This window comes from Tenacibaculum sp. TB-53, from assembly GCF_059716285.2.
Genome location: NZ_CM202790.1, coordinates 1938079 through 1956047, shown reverse-complemented (window position 1 = coordinate 1956047; position 17969 = coordinate 1938079). Strand labels below are relative to the sequence as shown.

Annotated in this window: 18 protein-coding genes; 14 read left to right on the top strand and 4 right to left on the bottom strand. The window is 31.9% G+C overall.

What is annotated here, in order from left to right; genetic code table 11:
- Positions 1 to 93: 93 nt before the first annotated feature.
- From AC3VJB_RS08905 to AC3VJB_RS08870, 8 genes are all read left to right on the top strand, one after another.
- Positions 94 to 1485, top strand: coding sequence for an anthranilate synthase component I family protein (locus AC3VJB_RS08905; protein ID WP_167713260.1), 1392 nt, complete (start codon positions 94 to 96; stop codon positions 1483 to 1485).
- An 83-nt stretch (positions 1486 to 1568) separates the two neighbouring features.
- Positions 1569 to 2162, top strand: coding sequence for an anthranilate synthase component II (locus AC3VJB_RS08900; RefSeq protein ID WP_047788470.1), 594 nt, complete (start codon positions 1569 to 1571; stop codon positions 2160 to 2162).
- A 10-nt stretch (positions 2163 to 2172) separates the two neighbouring features.
- Complete coding sequence (gene trpD / locus AC3VJB_RS08895; RefSeq protein ID WP_047788671.1) at positions 2173 to 3159, top strand: anthranilate phosphoribosyltransferase; 987 nt, start codon at positions 2173 to 2175, stop codon at positions 3157 to 3159.
- 122 nt (positions 3160 to 3281) lie between these two features.
- A complete protein-coding gene (gene trpC, locus AC3VJB_RS08890) occupies positions 3282 to 4070 on the top strand; it encodes an indole-3-glycerol phosphate synthase TrpC (protein WP_047788469.1) in 789 nt (262 codons plus the stop codon).
- Positions 4071 to 4185: 115 nt separating this feature from the next.
- Positions 4186 to 4815: a phosphoribosylanthranilate isomerase gene (locus tag AC3VJB_RS08885; RefSeq protein WP_281979737.1), complete on the top strand. Its 630-nt coding sequence runs from the start codon at positions 4186 to 4188 to the stop codon at positions 4813 to 4815.
- Between the two features lie 10 nt (positions 4816 to 4825).
- Positions 4826 to 6001, top strand: coding sequence for a tryptophan synthase subunit beta (gene trpB / locus AC3VJB_RS08880; RefSeq protein ID WP_437823042.1), 1176 nt, complete (start codon positions 4826 to 4828; stop codon positions 5999 to 6001).
- 128 nt (positions 6002 to 6129) lie between these two features.
- The gene (gene trpA, locus AC3VJB_RS08875; protein WP_253679728.1) at positions 6130 to 6900 is read left to right on the top strand and encodes a tryptophan synthase subunit alpha; all 771 of its coding nucleotides are present in this window, start codon (positions 6130 to 6132) and stop codon (positions 6898 to 6900) included.
- A 66-nt stretch (positions 6901 to 6966) separates the two neighbouring features.
- Complete coding sequence (locus tag AC3VJB_RS08870; RefSeq protein ID WP_497667046.1) at positions 6967 to 10134, top strand: S41 family peptidase; 3168 nt, start codon at positions 6967 to 6969, stop codon at positions 10132 to 10134.
- 70 nt (positions 10135 to 10204) lie between these two features.
- Here AC3VJB_RS08870 and AC3VJB_RS08865 read toward each other — a convergent pair whose 3' ends face one another.
- Positions 10205 to 10813, bottom strand: coding sequence for a TonB-dependent receptor plug domain-containing protein (locus tag AC3VJB_RS08865; protein WP_073181619.1), 609 nt, complete (start codon positions 10811 to 10813; stop codon positions 10205 to 10207).
- Between the two features lie 129 nt (positions 10814 to 10942).
- On the opposite strand from AC3VJB_RS08865, the gene recQ reads away from it, so the two are divergent.
- Together recQ and AC3VJB_RS08855 are read left to right on the top strand one after the other, a co-directional pair.
- Complete coding sequence (recQ, locus tag AC3VJB_RS08860; RefSeq protein ID WP_497667045.1) at positions 10943 to 13048, top strand: DNA helicase RecQ; 2106 nt, start codon at positions 10943 to 10945, stop codon at positions 13046 to 13048.
- A 6-nt stretch (positions 13049 to 13054) separates the two neighbouring features.
- Positions 13055 to 13771: a hypothetical protein gene (locus tag AC3VJB_RS08855; RefSeq protein ID WP_253679734.1), complete on the top strand. Its 717-nt coding sequence runs from the start codon at positions 13055 to 13057 to the stop codon at positions 13769 to 13771.
- A 38-nt stretch (positions 13772 to 13809) separates the two neighbouring features.
- Here the strand turns inward: AC3VJB_RS08855 and AC3VJB_RS08850 are convergent, their stop codons facing one another.
- From AC3VJB_RS08850 to AC3VJB_RS08840, 3 genes are all read right to left on the bottom strand, one after another.
- Positions 13810 to 14430 (bottom strand): hypothetical protein, encoded by a 621-nt coding sequence (locus tag AC3VJB_RS08850; protein WP_253679736.1) that lies wholly within the window; start codon positions 14428 to 14430, stop codon positions 13810 to 13812.
- Positions 14414 to 14896 carry an RNA polymerase sigma factor gene (locus AC3VJB_RS08845; RefSeq protein WP_047788669.1) on the bottom strand — a complete coding sequence of 161 codons (483 nt, stop codon included), beginning with the start codon at positions 14894 to 14896 and terminating at the stop codon, positions 14414 to 14416. The genes AC3VJB_RS08850 and AC3VJB_RS08845 overlap by 17 nt, the downstream gene beginning before the upstream one ends.
- Positions 14897 to 15025: 129 nt before the next feature.
- The gene (locus AC3VJB_RS08840; RefSeq protein ID WP_253679738.1) at positions 15026 to 15400 is read right to left on the bottom strand and encodes a hypothetical protein; all 375 of its coding nucleotides are present in this window, start codon (positions 15398 to 15400) and stop codon (positions 15026 to 15028) included.
- A gap of 149 nt (positions 15401 to 15549) precedes the next feature.
- Between AC3VJB_RS08840 and AC3VJB_RS08835 the strand changes: the two genes are divergently transcribed.
- The 4 genes from AC3VJB_RS08835 to AC3VJB_RS08820 all read left to right on the top strand — a co-directional run bounded on the left by AC3VJB_RS08835 (position 15550) and on the right by AC3VJB_RS08820 (position 17969).
- Positions 15550 to 16056, top strand: a complete 507-nt coding sequence (locus AC3VJB_RS08835) for a GbsR/MarR family transcriptional regulator (protein WP_253679740.1) — start codon at positions 15550 to 15552, stop codon at positions 16054 to 16056.
- Between the two features lie 70 nt (positions 16057 to 16126).
- Positions 16127 to 16486: a DoxX-like family protein gene (locus tag AC3VJB_RS08830; protein ID WP_497667044.1), complete on the top strand. Its 360-nt coding sequence runs from the start codon at positions 16127 to 16129 to the stop codon at positions 16484 to 16486.
- Complete coding sequence (locus AC3VJB_RS08825) at positions 16483 to 17220, top strand: DUF2071 domain-containing protein (protein WP_047788459.1); 738 nt, start codon at positions 16483 to 16485, stop codon at positions 17218 to 17220. The genes AC3VJB_RS08830 and AC3VJB_RS08825 overlap by 4 nt, the downstream gene beginning before the upstream one ends.
- Positions 17211 to 17969, top strand: coding sequence for a methyltransferase domain-containing protein (locus tag AC3VJB_RS08820; protein ID WP_047788458.1), 759 nt, complete (start codon positions 17211 to 17213; stop codon positions 17967 to 17969). The genes AC3VJB_RS08825 and AC3VJB_RS08820 overlap by 10 nt, the downstream gene beginning before the upstream one ends.

The window sequence follows — 17969 nt, the reverse complement described above, 5'->3', positions numbered from 1 at the left end:
CTTACGTTAGTGAGACCATCTTGTTATATCTATAATACAACGAAAAGGCTTATCTCATGATAAGCCTTTTTTGTTTTTTACATATTAAATAAAATGAAAAAAATTACCTTTAAAACAATAGCAAAAAAACAATTGGCAGATATGATAACGCCAGTTAGCTTGTATTTAAGAACAAGAGACAAGTATGCGAATAGTTTGCTGTTAGAAAGTTCAGATTATCATAGTAAAGAAAATAGTTATTCGTTTTTGTGTATAGAACCTTTGATAACCATCAAGGCAGAAAATGATGAATTGTTATTGTCGTATCGAAAAGAAGAATTAGAAAGAGAGCCTATTCAAAGAAATTTTTATAAGAAGTTTGATGCGTATAGCAATGTTATTTCGATAAATTGTTCAGAGGAAATAAAATCATTTAATGGATTGTATGGTTATACAACTTTTGATGCGGTTCAATACTTTGAAACAATTCAGTTAAAATCAGATAAAGCACCTTCTGAAATTCCAGTATTACAGTATAGCTTTTTCCGATTTATTGTAGCAATCAATCATTTTAAAAATGAAATGATTTTGATAGAAAATATACCAGAAGGAGAAGAATCTCGATTATCAGAAATAGAAAACTTAGTAAACTCTCAATCTTTTGCTAAATATGACTTCGTTTTTGAAGGAGAAGAAACTTCGAATATCACGGATGAGGAATTTAAGCAAAGTGTAACAAAAGCAAAGGAACACTGTAAAAGAGGAGATGTTTTTCAGTTGGTTTTATCACGTCAATTTCAACAAAAATTTAAAGGAGATGAATTTAATGTGTACAGAGCATTACGCTCTATAAACCCTTCTCCATATTTATTTTATTTTGACTACGGAAGCTTTAAATTGATGGGGTCTTCGCCAGAAGCACAAATTAAGATAAATGAAGGTCAGGCTATTATTAATCCAATTGCAGGAACCTTTAGAAGAACAGGTGATGATGAAAAAGATAGGGAGTTGGCGAAAGAGTTAGCAAATGACCCGAAAGAAAATGCAGAACATGTAATGTTGGTTGATTTAGCGAGAAATGATTTAAGTAAACATGCAACCAATGTAACAGTTGAAACCTACAAAGAGGTTCAATATTTTAGTCATGTAATTCACTTGGTATCAACAGTAACAGGTAAAATTACAGGAAACCCAATAGAAATTGTTGGAGATACATTTCCAGCAGGAACATTAAGTGGAGCACCAAAATACAAAGCCATGGAATTGATAGATACATACGAAAATCAAACTCGTGGATTTTATGGAGGATGTGTTGGTTTTATTGGACTGAACGGAAATGTAAATCAAGCCATAGCAATTCGTTCTTTTGTAAGTAAAAATAATACTTTGTTTTACCAAGCAGGTGCAGGAATTGTAATTAATTCTAAAGAAGAAAACGAACTACAAGAAGTAAATAATAAGTTAGCAGCACTTAAAAAAGCATTGGTGTTAGCAGAAGAAATATAAAATTAGAATTGAGATGTTTGTATTTACATGTAGGATATACATGTTTTATTATTACTCAAACCTCAATACTCAATACTATAAATATGAAGATATTAATATTAGATAATTACGACTCATTTACCTATAATTTGGTACATTATGTGGAGGATATAACAGGAAAGTTGCCAGATGTGTATCGTAACGATGAAATTTCAGTAGATGAAATTAAAAAATACGATGCTATTATTCTGTCACCAGGACCAGGTATTCCTGATGAAGCAGGTATTTTAAAGGAAACTATAAAAACCTATGCAGGTAAAATTCCAATTTTTGGAGTGTGTTTGGGTTTGCAAGCAATAACGGAAGTTTTTGGAGGTAAGTTAGAAAACTTGAACGATGTATTTCATGGAGTAGCTACTGAAATGAAAGTGACTAAAAATAATGCAATTACCTTTAAAGATATTTCAGAAACTTTTGAAGCTGCACGTTATCACTCTTGGATTGCTTCACACAACAACTTTCCTGAGGAACTAGAAATAACAGCAGTTGATGAAGAAGGAAGCATTATGGCATTACGCCATAAAGAATTTGCTATTGAAGCAGTACAGTTTCACCCAGAAAGTATTTTAACTCCAGACGGAAAAAAAATGATTCAGAATTTTATTGCTTTTGCCGAAAGCCAAAAGCCAAAAGCTTAAAGCTATTGATATGAAAAAAATACTAAACACCCTATTTGAACAAAAACGATTGACCAAGGAACAATCGAAAGAAGTTTTGATAAATATTGCACAAGAAAAATACAATGCTTCACAAATAGCTGCATTCATTACCGTGTTTTTAATGCGACCAGTTTCGGTTGATGAATTATCAGGGTTTAGAGAAGCTTTATTAGAATTAGCGATAAAGGTAGATTTATCAGATTTTAATACGATTGATTTATGCGGAACAGGGGGAGATGGAAAAAATACGTTCAACATTTCAACATTAACCTCATTTATTGTGGCGGGAACAGGACATAAAGTTGCAAAACATGGAAATTATGGTGTGTCTTCTGCATCAGGTTCTTCTAATATGTTAGAGTTTTTAGGATACAATTTCACAAATGATGAGACTACGTTAAAGCGTCAGTTAGAAGAAGCAAATATTTGTTTTTTACACGCACCGTTATTTCATCCGGCGATGAAAGTTGTAGCACCTATTCGAAGAGAATTAGGAGTAAAAACATTTTTTAACATGTTGGGGCCATTGGTAAATCCAAGTCGTCCACAAAATCAATTGGTGGGCGTATTTAATTTAGAGGTTGCCAGAGTGTACAATTATATGTTGCAACAATCTGAAGTAAATTATGGTGTGGTACATGCATTAGATGGGTACGACGAAATATCGCTAACAGGAGATTTTAAATTATTTACAAAAGAGGCAGAGCAACAAGTTTCTCCATCTGATTTAGGACAAAAACAAATTGCTCCATCGGCTATTTTTGGAGGCAATACCGTTAAAGAGGCTGCAGATATATTTGTAGATATTATTAATGGAAAAGGAACAGAAGCTCAAAATAATGTGGTATTAACCAACGCGGCATTTGCCTTAAAAACTTTTAATAAAAATAAGCGTTTTGAAACCGCATTTGAAGAAGCAAAAGATTCGTTATTAGGGTTAAAAGCAAAACAATCGTTAGAAAAATTAGTAAATTAAAATAAAAAAACGTCATTCCGAACGGACACTGAGCGTAGTCGAAGTGGTAGTGAAGGAATCTTTCTGTAAAGAAAATAATTTAGATTACTTCATTTTGTTCGCAATAACAAAAAGAATATAAGATGACTATTTTAGATAAAATAATAGCCTTTAAAAAACAGGAAGTAGCAAAAATAAAAGCTGAAGTAGCTGTTAAAAAATTGGTAGAAAGCCCGAATTTTAAAAGACAACCAATTTCTTTGAAAAAATCATTATTGGAGCCTTATTCAACAGGAATTATAGCAGAGTTTAAACGTCAATCGCCTTCTAAAGGAATTATCAATGACAAAGCAACGATTACTGAAGTAACGAATGGATATTTAGATGCTAATGTAGCAGCACAATCAATCTTAACCGATACTTCTTTTTTTGGAGGTACCATGGCAGATTTGATGGAAGCACGAGTAATTAATCAACAAAAACCCATTTTAAGAAAAGATTTTATTGTTGATGGGTTTCAAATAGTAGAAGCTAAAGCAATTGGTGCTGATGTGGTGTTGTTAATAGCTACTTGTTTGACAGCTGAACAATTGAAGAATTACGGTCAATTAGCAACAGATTTAGGATTAGAAGTCTTATATGAAATCCATACCCAAGAAGACTTAGATAAAATTGGAGATTTGGATAATAAAATTATAGGAATTAACAACAGAAACTTAAAGACGTTTGAAGTTGATTTAGAACACTCAATAAATTTAGCAAGTCAAATTCCAGATACAGTTGTAAAAGTTTCAGAAAGTGGAATTTCAGATCCAAGGATTATAACAGGATTAAAAGAACATGGTTTTCATGGTTTTTTAATAGGGGAAAACTTTATGAAAACAGAAAATCCAGGTCAAGCATGTCAAGAGTTTATCGATCAAATTAGATAATGTCAGTTCGAGTGAATTTATGAGGAACGAATAAATTAGTATCGAGAACAAGTACTTCTCGATACAATTTTCTCACAAAGTCGAAAATTACTCGAAGTGACGAAATATAAATAATATGAAACTAAAAGTTTGTGGAATGAAGTTTATAGAAAATATTCAGCAAGTAGCTGAATTACAACCTGATTATTTAGGGTTTATTTTCTATGAAAAATCATCAAGAAATTTTGAAGGCATCATTCCGAAACTACCTAAAGGAATCAAAAAAGTAGGTGTTTTTGTAAATGAGTATTTGGAGATTGTAGTTTCTTTAGTTGAAGAATATCAGCTGGATTCGGTTCAGTTGCATGGAGATGAACCTGTTGAATATATTCAAAAATTAAAGGAACATTTACCAAAACTAGAAATTATTAAGGTGTTTGGAATCAAAGACAAATTTAATTTTGAGATATTAAAACCTTATGAAGAGGTAATAGATTATTTTTTGTTTGATACCAAAGGTAAAGAGCGCGGAGGAAACGGAGTAACTTTTAACTGGCAGGTTTTGAGAGATTACAATTCAACCAAACCTTACTTTTTAAGCGGAGGAATAGGCTTAGAAGAGGTAGGAGAATTACAATCCTTTCTTAAAAGAAAAGAATCACAATACTGCTTTGCCATTGATGTGAATAGCAAGTTTGAAACCAAGCCAGGAGTAAAATCAGTAGAAAAAATAAAAAAGTTTAAAAAGCTAACGGCTAACAGCTAAAACAAATTATATGAAATTTCAACCAGACAATAACGGATATTACGGACAATTTGGAGGAGCATTTATACCAGAATTGTTATACCCAAACGTAAAAGAATTAGAAGATAATTATATAAAAATTATAGAATCTGAAGAATTTCAAGAGGAATATAAAGATTTATTAAAACACTATGTTGGTCGTCCAAGTCCACTGTATTTAGCAAAAAGGTTATCAGAAAAGTATGGAGCAGCTATTTATTTAAAAAGAGAAGATTTAAATCATACAGGCGCGCATAAAGTAAACAATACCATTGGTCAAATTCTAATCGCAAAACATTTAGGAAAAACTAAAATTTTAGCAGAAACAGGTGCAGGGCAACATGGAGTGGCTACAGCTACAGTATGTGCCTTAATGGGATTAGAATGCGTTGTTTTCATGGGAGAAACTGATATTCAACGTCAAGCGCCGAATGTAGCCCGTATGAAAATGTTGGGGGCTAAAGTAATGCCAGCAACTAGTGGAAGCAAAACCTTGAAAGATGCTACGAATGAAGCCATCCGTTATTGGATTCAGCATCCAGATACCTATTATTTAATAGGCTCTGTGGTAGGTCCGCATCCGTATCCAGATATGGTAGCGCGATTACAAGCAGTGATTTCAGAAGAAATGAAAATACAGCTAAAAGAACAAACAGGGAAAGAAAATCCTGATACTATTATAGCTTGTGTAGGTGGAGGAAGTAATGCAGCAGGTGCTTTTTATCATTATTTAGAAGATAAAGAAGTGGAACTAATCGCAGTTGAAGCGGCAGGATTAGGAGTGAGTTCTGGAGAAAGTGCAGCAACGTCACAATTAGGAGAAGTAGGAGTTATTCATGGGAGTAAAACCATTTTAATGCAAGATGAATACGGACAAATTGTAGAACCATATTCTATTTCGGCAGGGTTAGATTATCCAGGAGTGGGACCGTTACATGCTTATTTGCATGAAACAAAACGAGCAACATTTATGAATGCTACGGATAAAGAAGCATTAGAAGCTGCTTACGAACTAACAAAAATAGAAGGAATTATTCCGGCATTAGAAAGTGCACACGCATTAGCAGTATTACCAAAAATGGATTTACAAAAAGATCAGGTGATTGTGGTGAATTTATCAGGTAGAGGTGATAAAGATTTAGAAACGTATATAAAACATTTAAGCTAATAGTTAAAAAGAATGTCACATCGAGTGAATTTGAGGGGAACGAATAAATTTGTATCGAGATGTAATAAGTTCTCGATACGATTTTCTCCTAAAGTCGAAAATCACTCGAACTGACAAAACCATAGAAAATGAACTCAATTCAACATATATTCAATAAAAAGGAAAACAATTTATTATCAATTTTTTTTACCGCAGGTTTTCCAAAACTAGAAGATACTACAAAAGTTATTGCTAAGTTAAGTAATAGTGGAGTAGATTTTATAGAAGTAGGTTTGCCATATTCTGACCCACTTGCAGATGGACCAACTATTCAGCATAGTAGTGATGTAGCGTTGAGAAACGGTATGAATCTCGACGTGGTTTTTGAACAGTTGTCTTCTATAAAAAAAACGAATAAAACGCCATTAGTAGTGATGGGATACTTGAATCAGATTATTAAATATGGAGAAGATAAATTCTGTCAAAAAGTAAAGGACTGTGGCATTGATACGGTAATTATTCCAGATTTACCAATGGTTGAATACGAAAATCACTATCAGCAGTTATTTGAAAAATACGGAATTACAAACGTGTTTTTAATCACTCCACATACTTCAGATGAACGTATTCGTAAGATAGACTCTTTAACAAATGCTTTTATTTATGTAGTTGCTTCGGCATCTATTACGGGAGCCAAAGGTGAAGTTTCATCAGCACAAATAAATTACTTTAAAAGAATTCAAGCGATGAATTTGCAAAGTAAGTTAATTGTTGGTTTTGGTATTTCAGATAACAAAACTTTTACTACAGCTTGCGAGTACATGAATGGAGCTATTATAGGTTCAGCTTTTATTAAAGAATTAGAAAAAAATGGGATTGAAGAGATAAGTAATTTTGTGAGAACTGTTAAGAACTGTTAATATATTCCTAATTTTAAGAGAATTTTAGTCATAATAAAGTAATTTGGTGATTTAAAATCAAATAACATGACTAAAAAGATATTCTTAGGGGTGGCCTTATTAGCAAGTAATCTTTTATTTGCACAGCATACGTTAATTCGTAAGCCTATGATAAGCCCTGATGCTTCTCAAATGGCATTTAGTTATTATGGCGATATTTGGCTATATAACTTTAACAATCAGCAAACAAAAAGATTGACCATTCATAAAGGTTACGAAAGTAACCCTGTTTGGAGCACAGATGGAACTGAAATTGCATTTTCATCCAATAGAAAAGGAAATGATAATGTATTTGTAACTTCTATAAAAGGAGGAGTTCCTAAACAGTTAACATACTACCCTACAGCCAATATTCCTACAGATTGGACAAAAGAAGGAGATATTGTTTTTACGACTGGTCGTGTGTTAAGAGGTCCAGAGTGGGATAAACAAATGTATGTAGTTAATGAAAAGGGAGAAACACCTCGTCGATTATTAACTGCTTATGGTGAAATGGCTTCGGTATCTCCTAACGGAAAATTAATTGCTTTTACCAAAGGAGCATGCCGTATTGCTCGTGAAGATTACTCAGGTTCTGCGCAACGTGATATTTGGGTTTATAATACTGAAACAAATGAGTATCATCAAATAACGACGAGCAACAAGAATGATCACTCTCCTGTTTGGGATGCCGTAGGGAATTTATACTACATCGGAGCAAAAAGTGGACGTTATAATATTTATAAACAAGCAATTTCTGCAAATGGAACTGCTAATGGTATAGCTACTCAATTAACAAATCAAACAAAAGACGGTGTACAAACATTTTCAGTAAGTAATAATGGAACGATTGTATATACTAGTGGAGCAGATACTTTCAAGTTAGAAAATGGAAAAACTCAAAAAATTAACTTAGATATTGTTTCAGATAATCGTTTTGAAGAAGAAGAAACTAAAACAGTTTCAGGAGACATTGGTAATTATGCAGTTTCACCTAATGGAAAAAACGTAGCATTAGAAATTAATGGAGAAATCTTTGTAAAGGAGAATAATAAAGAAAAGAAGCGCTCAAACAATGTGAGCAAGCATCCGTATAGAGATATTAATCCACAGTGGTTAGATGATAAAACGGTTGTTTTTTCTTCAGATAGAGACGGAGTTTATCAATTGTACAGTGCAGTTTCTACAGATACTTTAGTGGGGCTACACCGTAGTTTAAAAACAAAAGTTTCTAAACTAACAAATAGCAAAGAAGATATTGAATATTCCTTAGTTTCTCCTGATGGAAAGAAGATAGCTTATCAGGTGGGAAGAGGAATTTTAATGATTGCTGATATTAAAAAAGGAAAAATAACAAATGCTAAAGAGTACTCTAATTCTTGGGCAGCAGCTGAAGGAGTTTCGTGGAGTCCAGACAGTAAGTATATAGCGTATTCTCAAGAGGACTTAAATTTTGATAGCGAAATTTTTATTCAATCTGTAGAGAATCCTTCTACTAAAATGAATGTATCGATGCATCCTAGAAGTGACCGCAATCCAGTTTGGAGTGCTGACGGAAAAAAGTTAGCATTTTTATCAAACAGAAGCGGAATCAATTACGATGTTTGGATGGTTTGGTTGGAAAAATCTGATTGGGAAAAGTCAAAACTAGATCACGAAGAAGGAGCTTATTATCCTGAGAAGAAAGAAGAGCCTTCTAAAGATAAAGACGCAAAAAAAGGCAAAAAAAAGAAGAAAAAGGTAGTTGTAAAAATAGATGAAGATAAAATTTACGACCGTTTAGTACAGGTTACTTCTTTACAAGATGATGAGTATAGTCCTGTGTTTAGTGCAGGTAGTGATTTCATTTATTTTTCAGCAACCAACCCTGCTACAGAAAAAAGAAGTACATATAAAGTTAAATGGGATGGTAGCAAGCCAAAATTAGTAAAAGGAGTTGCTAATGCACGAAACTTTACTGAAAACAAAGGGAAAATTTATTTTACTTCAAGAGGAAAATTAGCTGAATTAAATACAAAATCAGATAAAGTAACAAGATTGCCTCACAGTGCGACGTACACAACAAATAGAAAAGAAGTGTATCAACAGGTTTTTGAAGAAGGAATTCGTGCATTAACAGCTGGTTTTTACGATCCAGAATTTCATGGGTATGATTGGAATGCTTTAGTAAAGAAGTACAAGCCTTGGATATTGTCAGCAACCACACACGAAGATTACACTTATATGTTTAACTTACTTTTAGGACAGTTAAATGCGAGTCATATGGGCTACCGAGGAAGTGCTCCTAGAAATGCAAGCGATAAAGTTGGCGTATTAGGTTTAGAAGTAGAAAATACTAAAAAAGGTGTAAAAGTTTCTTATGTATTACCAAATTCAGTAGCAGATAAATCAACGAGTAAGTTAAAAGTGGGGGATATTATTACTGCTGTTAACGGACAAGAAATTAAAAAGAATACGAATTTTTATAGTTTACTAAAGAATACTCAAACTAAGGAGATTTTGTTGAGTTTAGGTAACGGTAAAGAGGTAGTATTACGCCCAGAAAGGTCGTTAAGAAGTTTACAATATGAGGAATGGGTAAACTCTAGAAAGAAATTGGTAGATGAATATTCTAACGGTCAGTTAGGGTATATTCATATTCAAGGAATGAACATGCCAAGTTTCGAGCGTTTTGAACGTGAACTAAAAGCAAGTGGTTATGGTAAAAAAGGAATCGTAATTGATGTTCGTTACAATGGTGGTGGATGGACTACTGATAGATTAATGGCAGTTTTAAATGTAGATCAACATGCATATACAATTCCAAGAGGAGCAGCAAAGAGTTTAAAAAATCATCAAAAATTTGCAGATAACTATCCGTTTAATGAACGTGCTATTTTATCGGTAAACACAAAACCAGTGGTAGCATTATGTAATGAAAATAGTTATTCAAATGCTGAAATTTTCTCACATGCCTTCAAGAGCTTAGGGTTAGGGAAGTTAGTTGGTCAGCCAACTTTTGGAGCTGTTGTATCTACAGGAGGTAAACGATTAGCTAACGGAATGATTCGTATGCCTTTTAGAGCATGGTTTGTAAAGAAAACAGGAGAGAACATGGAGAACGAAGCACCGGCAGTACCAGATTATTTAGTGAAAAATGCACCAGGATGGAAAGATAGAGGAGAAGATGCTCAGTTAAAAAAAGCAGTGGAGGTGCTGTTACAAGATATTAAGTAACATGGATAAGTTAAAACAAAACCTGAGTTTTTATTCAGGTTTTGTTTAATAGTTTACAGTAGTAATGAGTTTAATGTCTAATAACTTCAATAACTCCATGGGCACCTCTAGAGCCGTATTTTGCTGCTTCAGGTCCTTTGAGGATTCTTATTGATATTATATTTGAAGGTACAATGTCTGAAAAAACAGATTGGTCAACAGCATTATTATTTATTACAAATAAAGGAGTAGAGTTTCCGTTAACTGTATTGTAGCCTCTTATTAAAATCGTATTGTCAGCACCAACAAGAACACCAGGAACCTTTCCCCTTATATAATCGTAAATATTTCTATATTGAGAAGTACTTATGTTTTTTACATTTGTATTTCCTACTAAGGTTAAGTCATTTTTTTCATCTATAGTTATTGTAATTTCCTTTTCATTATTATACTTAATCTTTTTTATTCCTACTTTAGGAGAGAAAGCACTTATTTCTTTAGGAGCTTCAGAGATTTTTATTTTGAAAACTCCTTTAGAGTTTGTCCAGCTTTTTTGTCTCACATTATCAAAAAGAATAATGGCTCCAGGTATAGGCTGACTTTTGTTGTTTACAACATTGATTGTTAGTTTTTTTGTTTGTGAACTAATAGAAAAACAAAAAACGAGAGAAGTAATAAGTAAGAGTATTTTTGTATACATGTAATCTATTTTTATTATCACAATATAAAAAAATAAATTACTTGTTTCTAATGTTTTATTGTGTCTTTTTCAAGAGGTAGTCAGTGGTCGAGTATAATCTTGATGCTTTTTTATTCCTATTTTTGCCAAATGATGCAGATTACAGAACAAGAATTGTTAGAAAAATTAAAGGTAAATTTTGGATACGATAGTTTTCGTTTAGAGCAACAAGCTATTATCGAAAATATTTTAGCAAAAAAAGATACGTTGGTTATTATGCCAACAGGAGGAGGAAAGTCTATTTGTTACCAATTACCGGCATTATTTTTTGAAGGTGTTACGTTGGTGATTTCTCCATTAATTGCTTTGATGAAAGATCAAGTAGATAGCTTAAAAGCAAACGGAATTCCTGCTACTTTTTTTAACAGTAGTCAATCAACTGAAGAGCAGCAACAAGTATTTGATGCAATGGCTTCAAAAAGTATAAAATTATTGTACGTCGCACCAGAAAGTTTATCATTGCTTCAAAATGTATTGAACCAATCTTATATAAGTTGCATAGCGGTTGATGAGGCGCACTGTATTTCTGCATGGGGGCACGATTTTCGTCCTTCTTATAAACAACTAGCATTTTTAAAAAAATCGTTACCAGATGTTCCTATTGTAGCGTTAACGGCTACGGCTGACAAAGCAACGCAACAGGATATTTTAGAGCAATTAACAATACCTAATGCTACACAATTTATAAGTTCTTTTAACAGAGAAAATATTGCTTTAGAAGTGCGTCCTGCAAATGATAGAGTGCAACAAATTATTAAGTTTATCCAAAGAAGGCCTAATGAAGCAGGAATTATTTATTGTTTAAGTAGAAAAGCTACAGAACAATTAGCTAGTAAACTGCAACAAAACAATATTGATGCAAAGGCATATCACGCAGGATTATCTTTTGAAGAAAGAGCTAAGACTCAAGAGGCTTTTATTAAAGATGATTGTGAAGTAATTTGCGCAACTATTGCTTTTGGAATGGGAATTGACAAATCGAACGTTCGTTGGGTAATACACTACAATATGCCTAAAAACATTGAAGGCTATTATCAAGAAATTGGACGTTCTGGTCGTGATGGATTACCAGCAAATGCTTTACTTTTTCATAGTTATGCGGATGTTATTCAGTTGCGTCAGTTTATAGAAAACACAGGAAATAAAGAAGTTCAAGAGGCAAAATTAGAACGTATGAAGCAATTTGCGGAAGCTACGGTTTGCCGAAGAAAAATATTACTCAGTTATTTTGGAGAACTAATTGAAGAAAACTGCGGAAATTGTGATGTGTGTAAGAATCCTCCACAATTTTTTGATGGAACTGTTATTGCGCAAAAAGGACTCTCAGCTATTTATCGATTACAAGGAAAAGAAGCTATGGGAACTGTAATTGATGTACTTAGAGGAGCCAAAAATGCCACGGTTTTAGATAAAAGCTACGATAGATTGAAAACCTACGGTGTTGGTAACGATATTTCTTGGAGAGATTGGCAACATTATTTAATTCAGTTAACCAATCAAGGATATTGTCAAATAGCTTTTCATTTAAACAACAGTTTACAGCTTACCGAGTTTTCGAATAAAGTGCTTTTTGAAGGAGAAAAAGTACAATTAACAACTCCAGTAGCGTTTACAAAGGAAGTAAAAACGGTAACAAAAGAGAAAAAGAAAAAAGCAGTTAAAGACACGTTATTTGAGCGTTTGAGAAAACTGCGTTATCGCATTGCCCAAGAAGAAGATATTGCAGCATATTTAGTTTTTAATGATGCTACACTTAAAGAAATAGAGAATGAAAGACCACAATCTGACGAAGAATTTCTAGCAATAAGTGGAGTGGGACAGCGAAAATTAGAAGTGTATGGAGCTGAGTTTATGGAAGAAATCAAAACTTTTTTAAACGAAAAGAAGAAAACTAAAAAAGATACCACTTTAGAAACGTTTAAGTTATATAAAGAAGGATTTACGGTTGAAGAAATAGCAGAGAGCCGAGGGTTAAAACCTACCACTATTTTTTCTCATTTATCTAAGTTATACCTAGAAGGAAAAGATGTGAGCTTGGATGAGTTTATAGAGGCAGATACATTAGCTTTGGTAGCTAATGCAAAAAAAGTATTGAAAAATGAGACAGCTTTAAAACCTTATTTTGAGTTTTTAGGAGAGAAAGTTCCGTATGAAAAAATACGAGTAGGATTGACCATTTTACAAAGGAAAGAATAGTGTATTATGAACGAGAACTGTTTTCCTGTCGATGCTAATTCAGACGCTATTTTAAACTTAGAAGAGAGAATTAAAGCGTTAAAAGGTAAGATTGAAGCAATTGAAACCAAGCTGTTTCCTTTTGAACAATCGTTACGAAATTCAATTGCTGATTTGTTAATAGAAGAACGAGAGTTAACCATTTTATACAAAGCACAAAAGAAAGCTAAAAAGGAAAAAAGGTTAGTACAAAAGCGAAAAGGTAAAAATTACAAAGAATCTACAGGTATTGTGCCTGTTTCGAAAAAAGAAGAAGTAGAGAAAGTCAATCAAAAAGAGAAGAAGAGATTATATAAAGAAGCAATGTTGTATGTGCATCCTGATAAATTTTCGATGCAAGAAAATGAGCAACAAAAAGCATTAGAAACAACAACAAAGCTGATTGAAATATATCAAAACGGAAGCTTGGAAGAGTTAGAGGCTTTTCACGCATATATTTTTGGAGGTAATACAGCGTTGAATTTTAATAAAGACATAACATTAGTTAAAAAAACAACTAGCAACACTACTTATTTAACAAATGAGGTGGAACGTTTAGAAAAGCAATTAACCATTTTGTTAGATAGTTATACCTACAAAGTTTTAACAACTTATAAAAATCCTATGTCATTTGTAGCCGAATTGAAATCCTATTACGATGATAGAATTTTTAAACTTCGTAAACGAACAAGAACAAAAAAATAACCCAGAATTATAAAAGAATAATTCTGGGTTATGATTAATTAAGAGGTTTTTAATTCTTCCATTTCTTTAATAATATCGTCTAGTTTTGATATAAGACTGTGGTATAAAATTCGAGTAGAGATGTTGTATACCACGAAACCAATAACTCCAGTCACAATTGCTACGATGAGTCCAACTCCTATAATGTCTAAGAATGAAGAGTCACTAGAAATATAGTTAGATAAAAAACTTTTCTCTTTCACACCGTAAGCCAGAGCAAAAATTGATACAATAGCTAGTGGAATTACAAAAACAAATAACTTTTTTGTGGCTATAGATACCGAGTTAATTACACTTCTGTAGTTCTTTAAATATGTTAAGTTGTCAGATTTAACATCAATAGTCTTAAATCTTTTTAATAATCTTGTATTAAAGAAGTACAAGCTTAGGATTAAAAAAGCACCGTATGCACCAATAATAGTTTCAGATAAAAGAATCCCACCGATAACTACAATTCCTGCCATAGGAAGTAATCCTTTATTGTCAAACTCGTAGGTTCTTCTAATTTTATTAATAACCGATTTAGATTTCTGGTTGTATATATCGTTAATTTTTGGAGCTATTAATGATTGTTCATTTATGAAAGCTTCATTCCATCTTTTTTCAATTGATTTTTCCATCTAATATTATTTTTAATTGTTTTTTAATTCTGTTAATACGTACTGCAATATTGTTAGCGCTAGTTCCAATAATTGCAGCAATTTCTTTGTAAGGATTTTCTTCTAAATGCAGTAAAATTATCGCTCTGTCGACTTCAGATAATTTTTTAATAGCATCATATAACAAGTTTAAATCTTCGTTTTGAAAAGCTTTATTATCCTCCGATAAATTGGGAGTTTTCTCTAAAGAATATTCTTTTTTAGCATTTCTCTTCGCTAAGGTTAAACAAACATTTAGCGTAATTCTGTATATCCAAGTAGACCATTTCGATTTGTTTTGGAAAGCATCTCTGCTTTTCCATATTTGTAAACAAGCTTCTTGATAAAAGTCTTCAAAGTCTTCCTGAGAGTCCGTATAAGCTCTACATATTTTAATAATAATACCAGCATGTGGTAAAATGGATGTTATATAAAAATCGTTACTCAAAATTTGGTTTTCTTGATAGGTATTCTGAAAAGTAAAATTATTACAAGAAAGTTTCATTTTTTTGAAAATAAAAAACCTTACAAAATTAATTGTAAGGATAATAAAATGTTTTTTGTGTAATAATAGAGTTTAAAAATTGGTAATAGGAAATCTTTTTATACGAAGTGGATTGCCTATTGGACCTTTAACTCCCGATTGAAAATTATCGTTAAGTACAATTTGGTTGTTCATTTTTAATTGAATTTGGGCAGTACCGAACCATCCCCAATCATCACAATCAATAGATACAGTTAACTGTCCCATTGAAGGATTTAGGTCTATCAATTCTATAATCCCCCAATCAGTAAAGTTATTTGGGTTATTAGAAACTAATTCTAGACTATGTTGTTTCGTTCCGAAATGTTTTATGTTTTTTACAGGATCTTTTAAATGTTTACCAAAGGCCATTCCGTTTAATTGGATAGTCATTTTACCAGATGTAATAAAATACAATTGTGTACTCATATTTATGTTGTTTGATTAGAAAATAGTAAAGTATGCTATGTTTATTATTCGTTTTCAAGGAAAAAGACCGTTTTTAGTTAGGTTAAAACCTTTGTTTTTTTATTTTCAATAATTATTGAAAATTTAATAAAATGTTGTATGTTTGTAGTATGAAATTAGAAGATGCAAAATTAAAATACATTCATACTTGGGGTAGTTTAGCCACTAATTGGGGAATTAATAAAACCATGGCGCAAGTACATGCTTTATTATTGGTTTCAACCAAACCACTTTCAGCCGATGAAATTATGGAAACTCTAAAAATTTCTAGAGGTAATGTAAACATGAATGTTCGTGCTTTGATTGATTGGGGAATTGTAAGTAAAGAGTTTGTAGTTGGAGAACGAAAAGAATTTTTTGTGGCGGACAAGGATATCTGGGAACTATTTAAACAGGTAACGAAAGAGCGTAAGAAAAGGGAAATTGAACCTGTTTTAAAAGTGTTAGATGAGTTACAAGAGGATGTTAAAGAGAACTCTGAAGAAGCAGAAGCCTTTAAAAAAGTAATGAATGATTTATCATCTGTTACCAAAACTGTAAATGGAATTTTAGAAAAAGCAATCAAGGCTGATGAACATTGGTTGTTATCTAACTTTACCAAAATGATAAAAAAGTAAAAAAATTTAAATAGTAACTTTCAAAAATTTCTGAAAATACAAAATGAATGAAAATTACTTACACACAATATTGATATATCTAATTGCTTGCGTTTGGTTGATTAATGGACTCTTTTGTAAAATTTTTAATCTAGTTCCAAGGCATCAGCAAATAGTAGGAGAAATTGTAAGTAATGACTATTCAAGAGAATTAACCTTTATAATAGGGATGTTAGAAATTGCAATGGTTGTGTGGATCCTATCAAATTATAAGTCAAAGTTAAATGCAATAACACAGATTGTAATTGTTTCAATAATGAATGTAATTGAATTTATGATTACTTCAGACATATTACTCTGGGGTAAGCTTAATATAGTTTTTGCTACTTTGTTTGTATTTATAGTTTATGTAAATGAATTTAAGTTAAGTCCTAAAAATATTGTAGCATGAAGGAGATACTAAAAAATCATCCATTTGCTGTTGAAGCATTTTTTGAAACTTCAATTGTTACAACTTTTGCAGTACCAAAGGAACATTTAGAAGACTTTATTCCTGAATGTTTGAATTTAGATACTTTTAATAATCAGTGGGCTTTTTTAGCAGTAGCTATGGTGCAAACTAAAAATTTGAGACCAAAAGGGTTTCCGAAAATTTTAGGGAATGACTTCTTTTTAATTGGCTATCGCATTTTTGTGAGATATACCAATTCAAAAGGAAGAAAATTAAGAGGGCTTTATATTTTAAAATCGGAAACGAGTAGTAAAAGAATGGAGATAGCTGGCAATTTATTTACTCATTATAACTACACAACTTCTGATATTAAGCAGACTAAACTAGATAGTAAAATAAGTATTAGCTCAAAAGAATCAGATTTTAAAATAGTGTTTAAGGATAAAGGGAGTGATGTGTCATTACCGAAACTTTCGCCTTTTTCTGATTGGAAAGAAGCAAGACGCTTTGCGGGGCCTTTACCATTTACTTTTACGTATAATAAACCTAAAAAAGAAGTATTAATTATTGAGGGTGTAAGAAATAATTGGAAACCCGAGCCTATTGAAATTGTCGATTATAAATTTTCATTTATAAAAGACCTTGGATTAAAAAATGTGAGAGTTGCTAACTCATTTATTATTAAAAATGTTCCATACTACTGGAAAAAAGGGAAAATTGAATTATGGAAATAAGAAGAAGAAAGTTTCAAGGAGTATTAAATATACTTAGCTTCAATAGGCATTTTTATTACATTGGCTTAATAGCTTTGTTAGTGGTTGTTTTGGGGCATTATTTATTTAGCTACAATAATTACTTAAAGTGGTTTTTAGTTGTAATTATTATATACGGATTGTTAACTCCTTTGCTAGTCTCTGCTTATGTATATGATTTTTCGAAATACTATGATTTTAAGTGGGTAGATAATATTAACTTAAAAGTTAGTAATAACCTCGTGAATATTAATGCAGGTTTTGATGAGACAAGTTTCATTCTAAAAAACAAGTTTCAATCATCAAATTTACAAGTTTTTGATTTTTACGATCAAACAAGGCATACTGAAGAGGCTATAAAAAGAGCAAGAAAAGTGAGTAGGGTGTATCCAGGTACTAAATCAATTAGTACGGGTAAAATACCGCTAAAAGATTCATCTATTGACATTTTATTTTTACTCTCGGCGGCTCATGAAGTGAGGTCTAGTGAGGAGAAAGAGCTTCTTTTTAATGAGTGTTCTAGAGTTTTAAAAAAACAAGGAAAGGTTTTGGTTGTAGAGCACTTGAGAGATTTACCTAATTTTTTAGCTTTTTCAATAGGATTTATGCATTTCTTTTCAAAAAAAACTTGGAAAAGTGTATTTGATAAAGCTAATTTGAAACTAGAAGAAGAGATAAAATTTACACCGTTTATGTCGGTTTTTGTTCTTGAAAAATTTAATAAAAATTAG

Bases quoted from the DNA above. Each gene is read 5' to 3' on its own strand.
- AC3VJB_RS08905 (WP_167713260.1), top strand. From the start codon at position 94: ATGAAAAAAATTACCTTTAAAACAATAGCAAAAAAACAATTGGCAGAT.
- AC3VJB_RS08900 (WP_047788470.1), top strand. From the start codon at position 1,569: ATGAAGATATTAATATTAGATAATTACGACTCATTTACCTATAATTTG.
- trpD (WP_047788671.1), top strand. From the start codon at position 2,173: ATGAAAAAAATACTAAACACCCTATTTGAACAAAAACGATTGACCAAG.
- trpC (WP_047788469.1), top strand. From the start codon at position 3,282: ATGACTATTTTAGATAAAATAATAGCCTTTAAAAAACAGGAAGTAGCA.
- AC3VJB_RS08885 (WP_281979737.1), top strand. From the start codon at position 4,186: ATGAAACTAAAAGTTTGTGGAATGAAGTTTATAGAAAATATTCAGCAA.
- trpB (WP_437823042.1), top strand. From the start codon at position 4,826: ATGAAATTTCAACCAGACAATAACGGATATTACGGACAATTTGGAGGA.
- trpA (WP_253679728.1), top strand. From the start codon at position 6,130: ATGAACTCAATTCAACATATATTCAATAAAAAGGAAAACAATTTATTA.
- AC3VJB_RS08870 (WP_497667046.1), top strand. From the start codon at position 6,967: ATGACTAAAAAGATATTCTTAGGGGTGGCCTTATTAGCAAGTAATCTT.
- AC3VJB_RS08865 (WP_073181619.1), bottom strand. From the start codon at position 10,813: ATGTATACAAAAATACTCTTACTTATTACTTCTCTCGTTTTTTGTTTT.
- recQ (WP_497667045.1), top strand. From the start codon at position 10,943: ATGATGCAGATTACAGAACAAGAATTGTTAGAAAAATTAAAGGTAAAT.
- AC3VJB_RS08855 (WP_253679734.1), top strand. From the start codon at position 13,055: ATGAACGAGAACTGTTTTCCTGTCGATGCTAATTCAGACGCTATTTTA.
- AC3VJB_RS08850 (WP_253679736.1), bottom strand. From the start codon at position 14,430: ATGGAAAAATCAATTGAAAAAAGATGGAATGAAGCTTTCATAAATGAA.
- AC3VJB_RS08840 (WP_253679738.1), bottom strand. From the start codon at position 15,400: ATGAGTACACAATTGTATTTTATTACATCTGGTAAAATGACTATCCAA.
- AC3VJB_RS08835 (WP_253679740.1), top strand. From the start codon at position 15,550: ATGAAATTAGAAGATGCAAAATTAAAATACATTCATACTTGGGGTAGT.
- AC3VJB_RS08825 (WP_047788459.1), top strand. From the start codon at position 16,483: ATGAAGGAGATACTAAAAAATCATCCATTTGCTGTTGAAGCATTTTTT.
- AC3VJB_RS08820 (WP_047788458.1), top strand. From the start codon at position 17,211: ATGGAAATAAGAAGAAGAAAGTTTCAAGGAGTATTAAATATACTTAGC.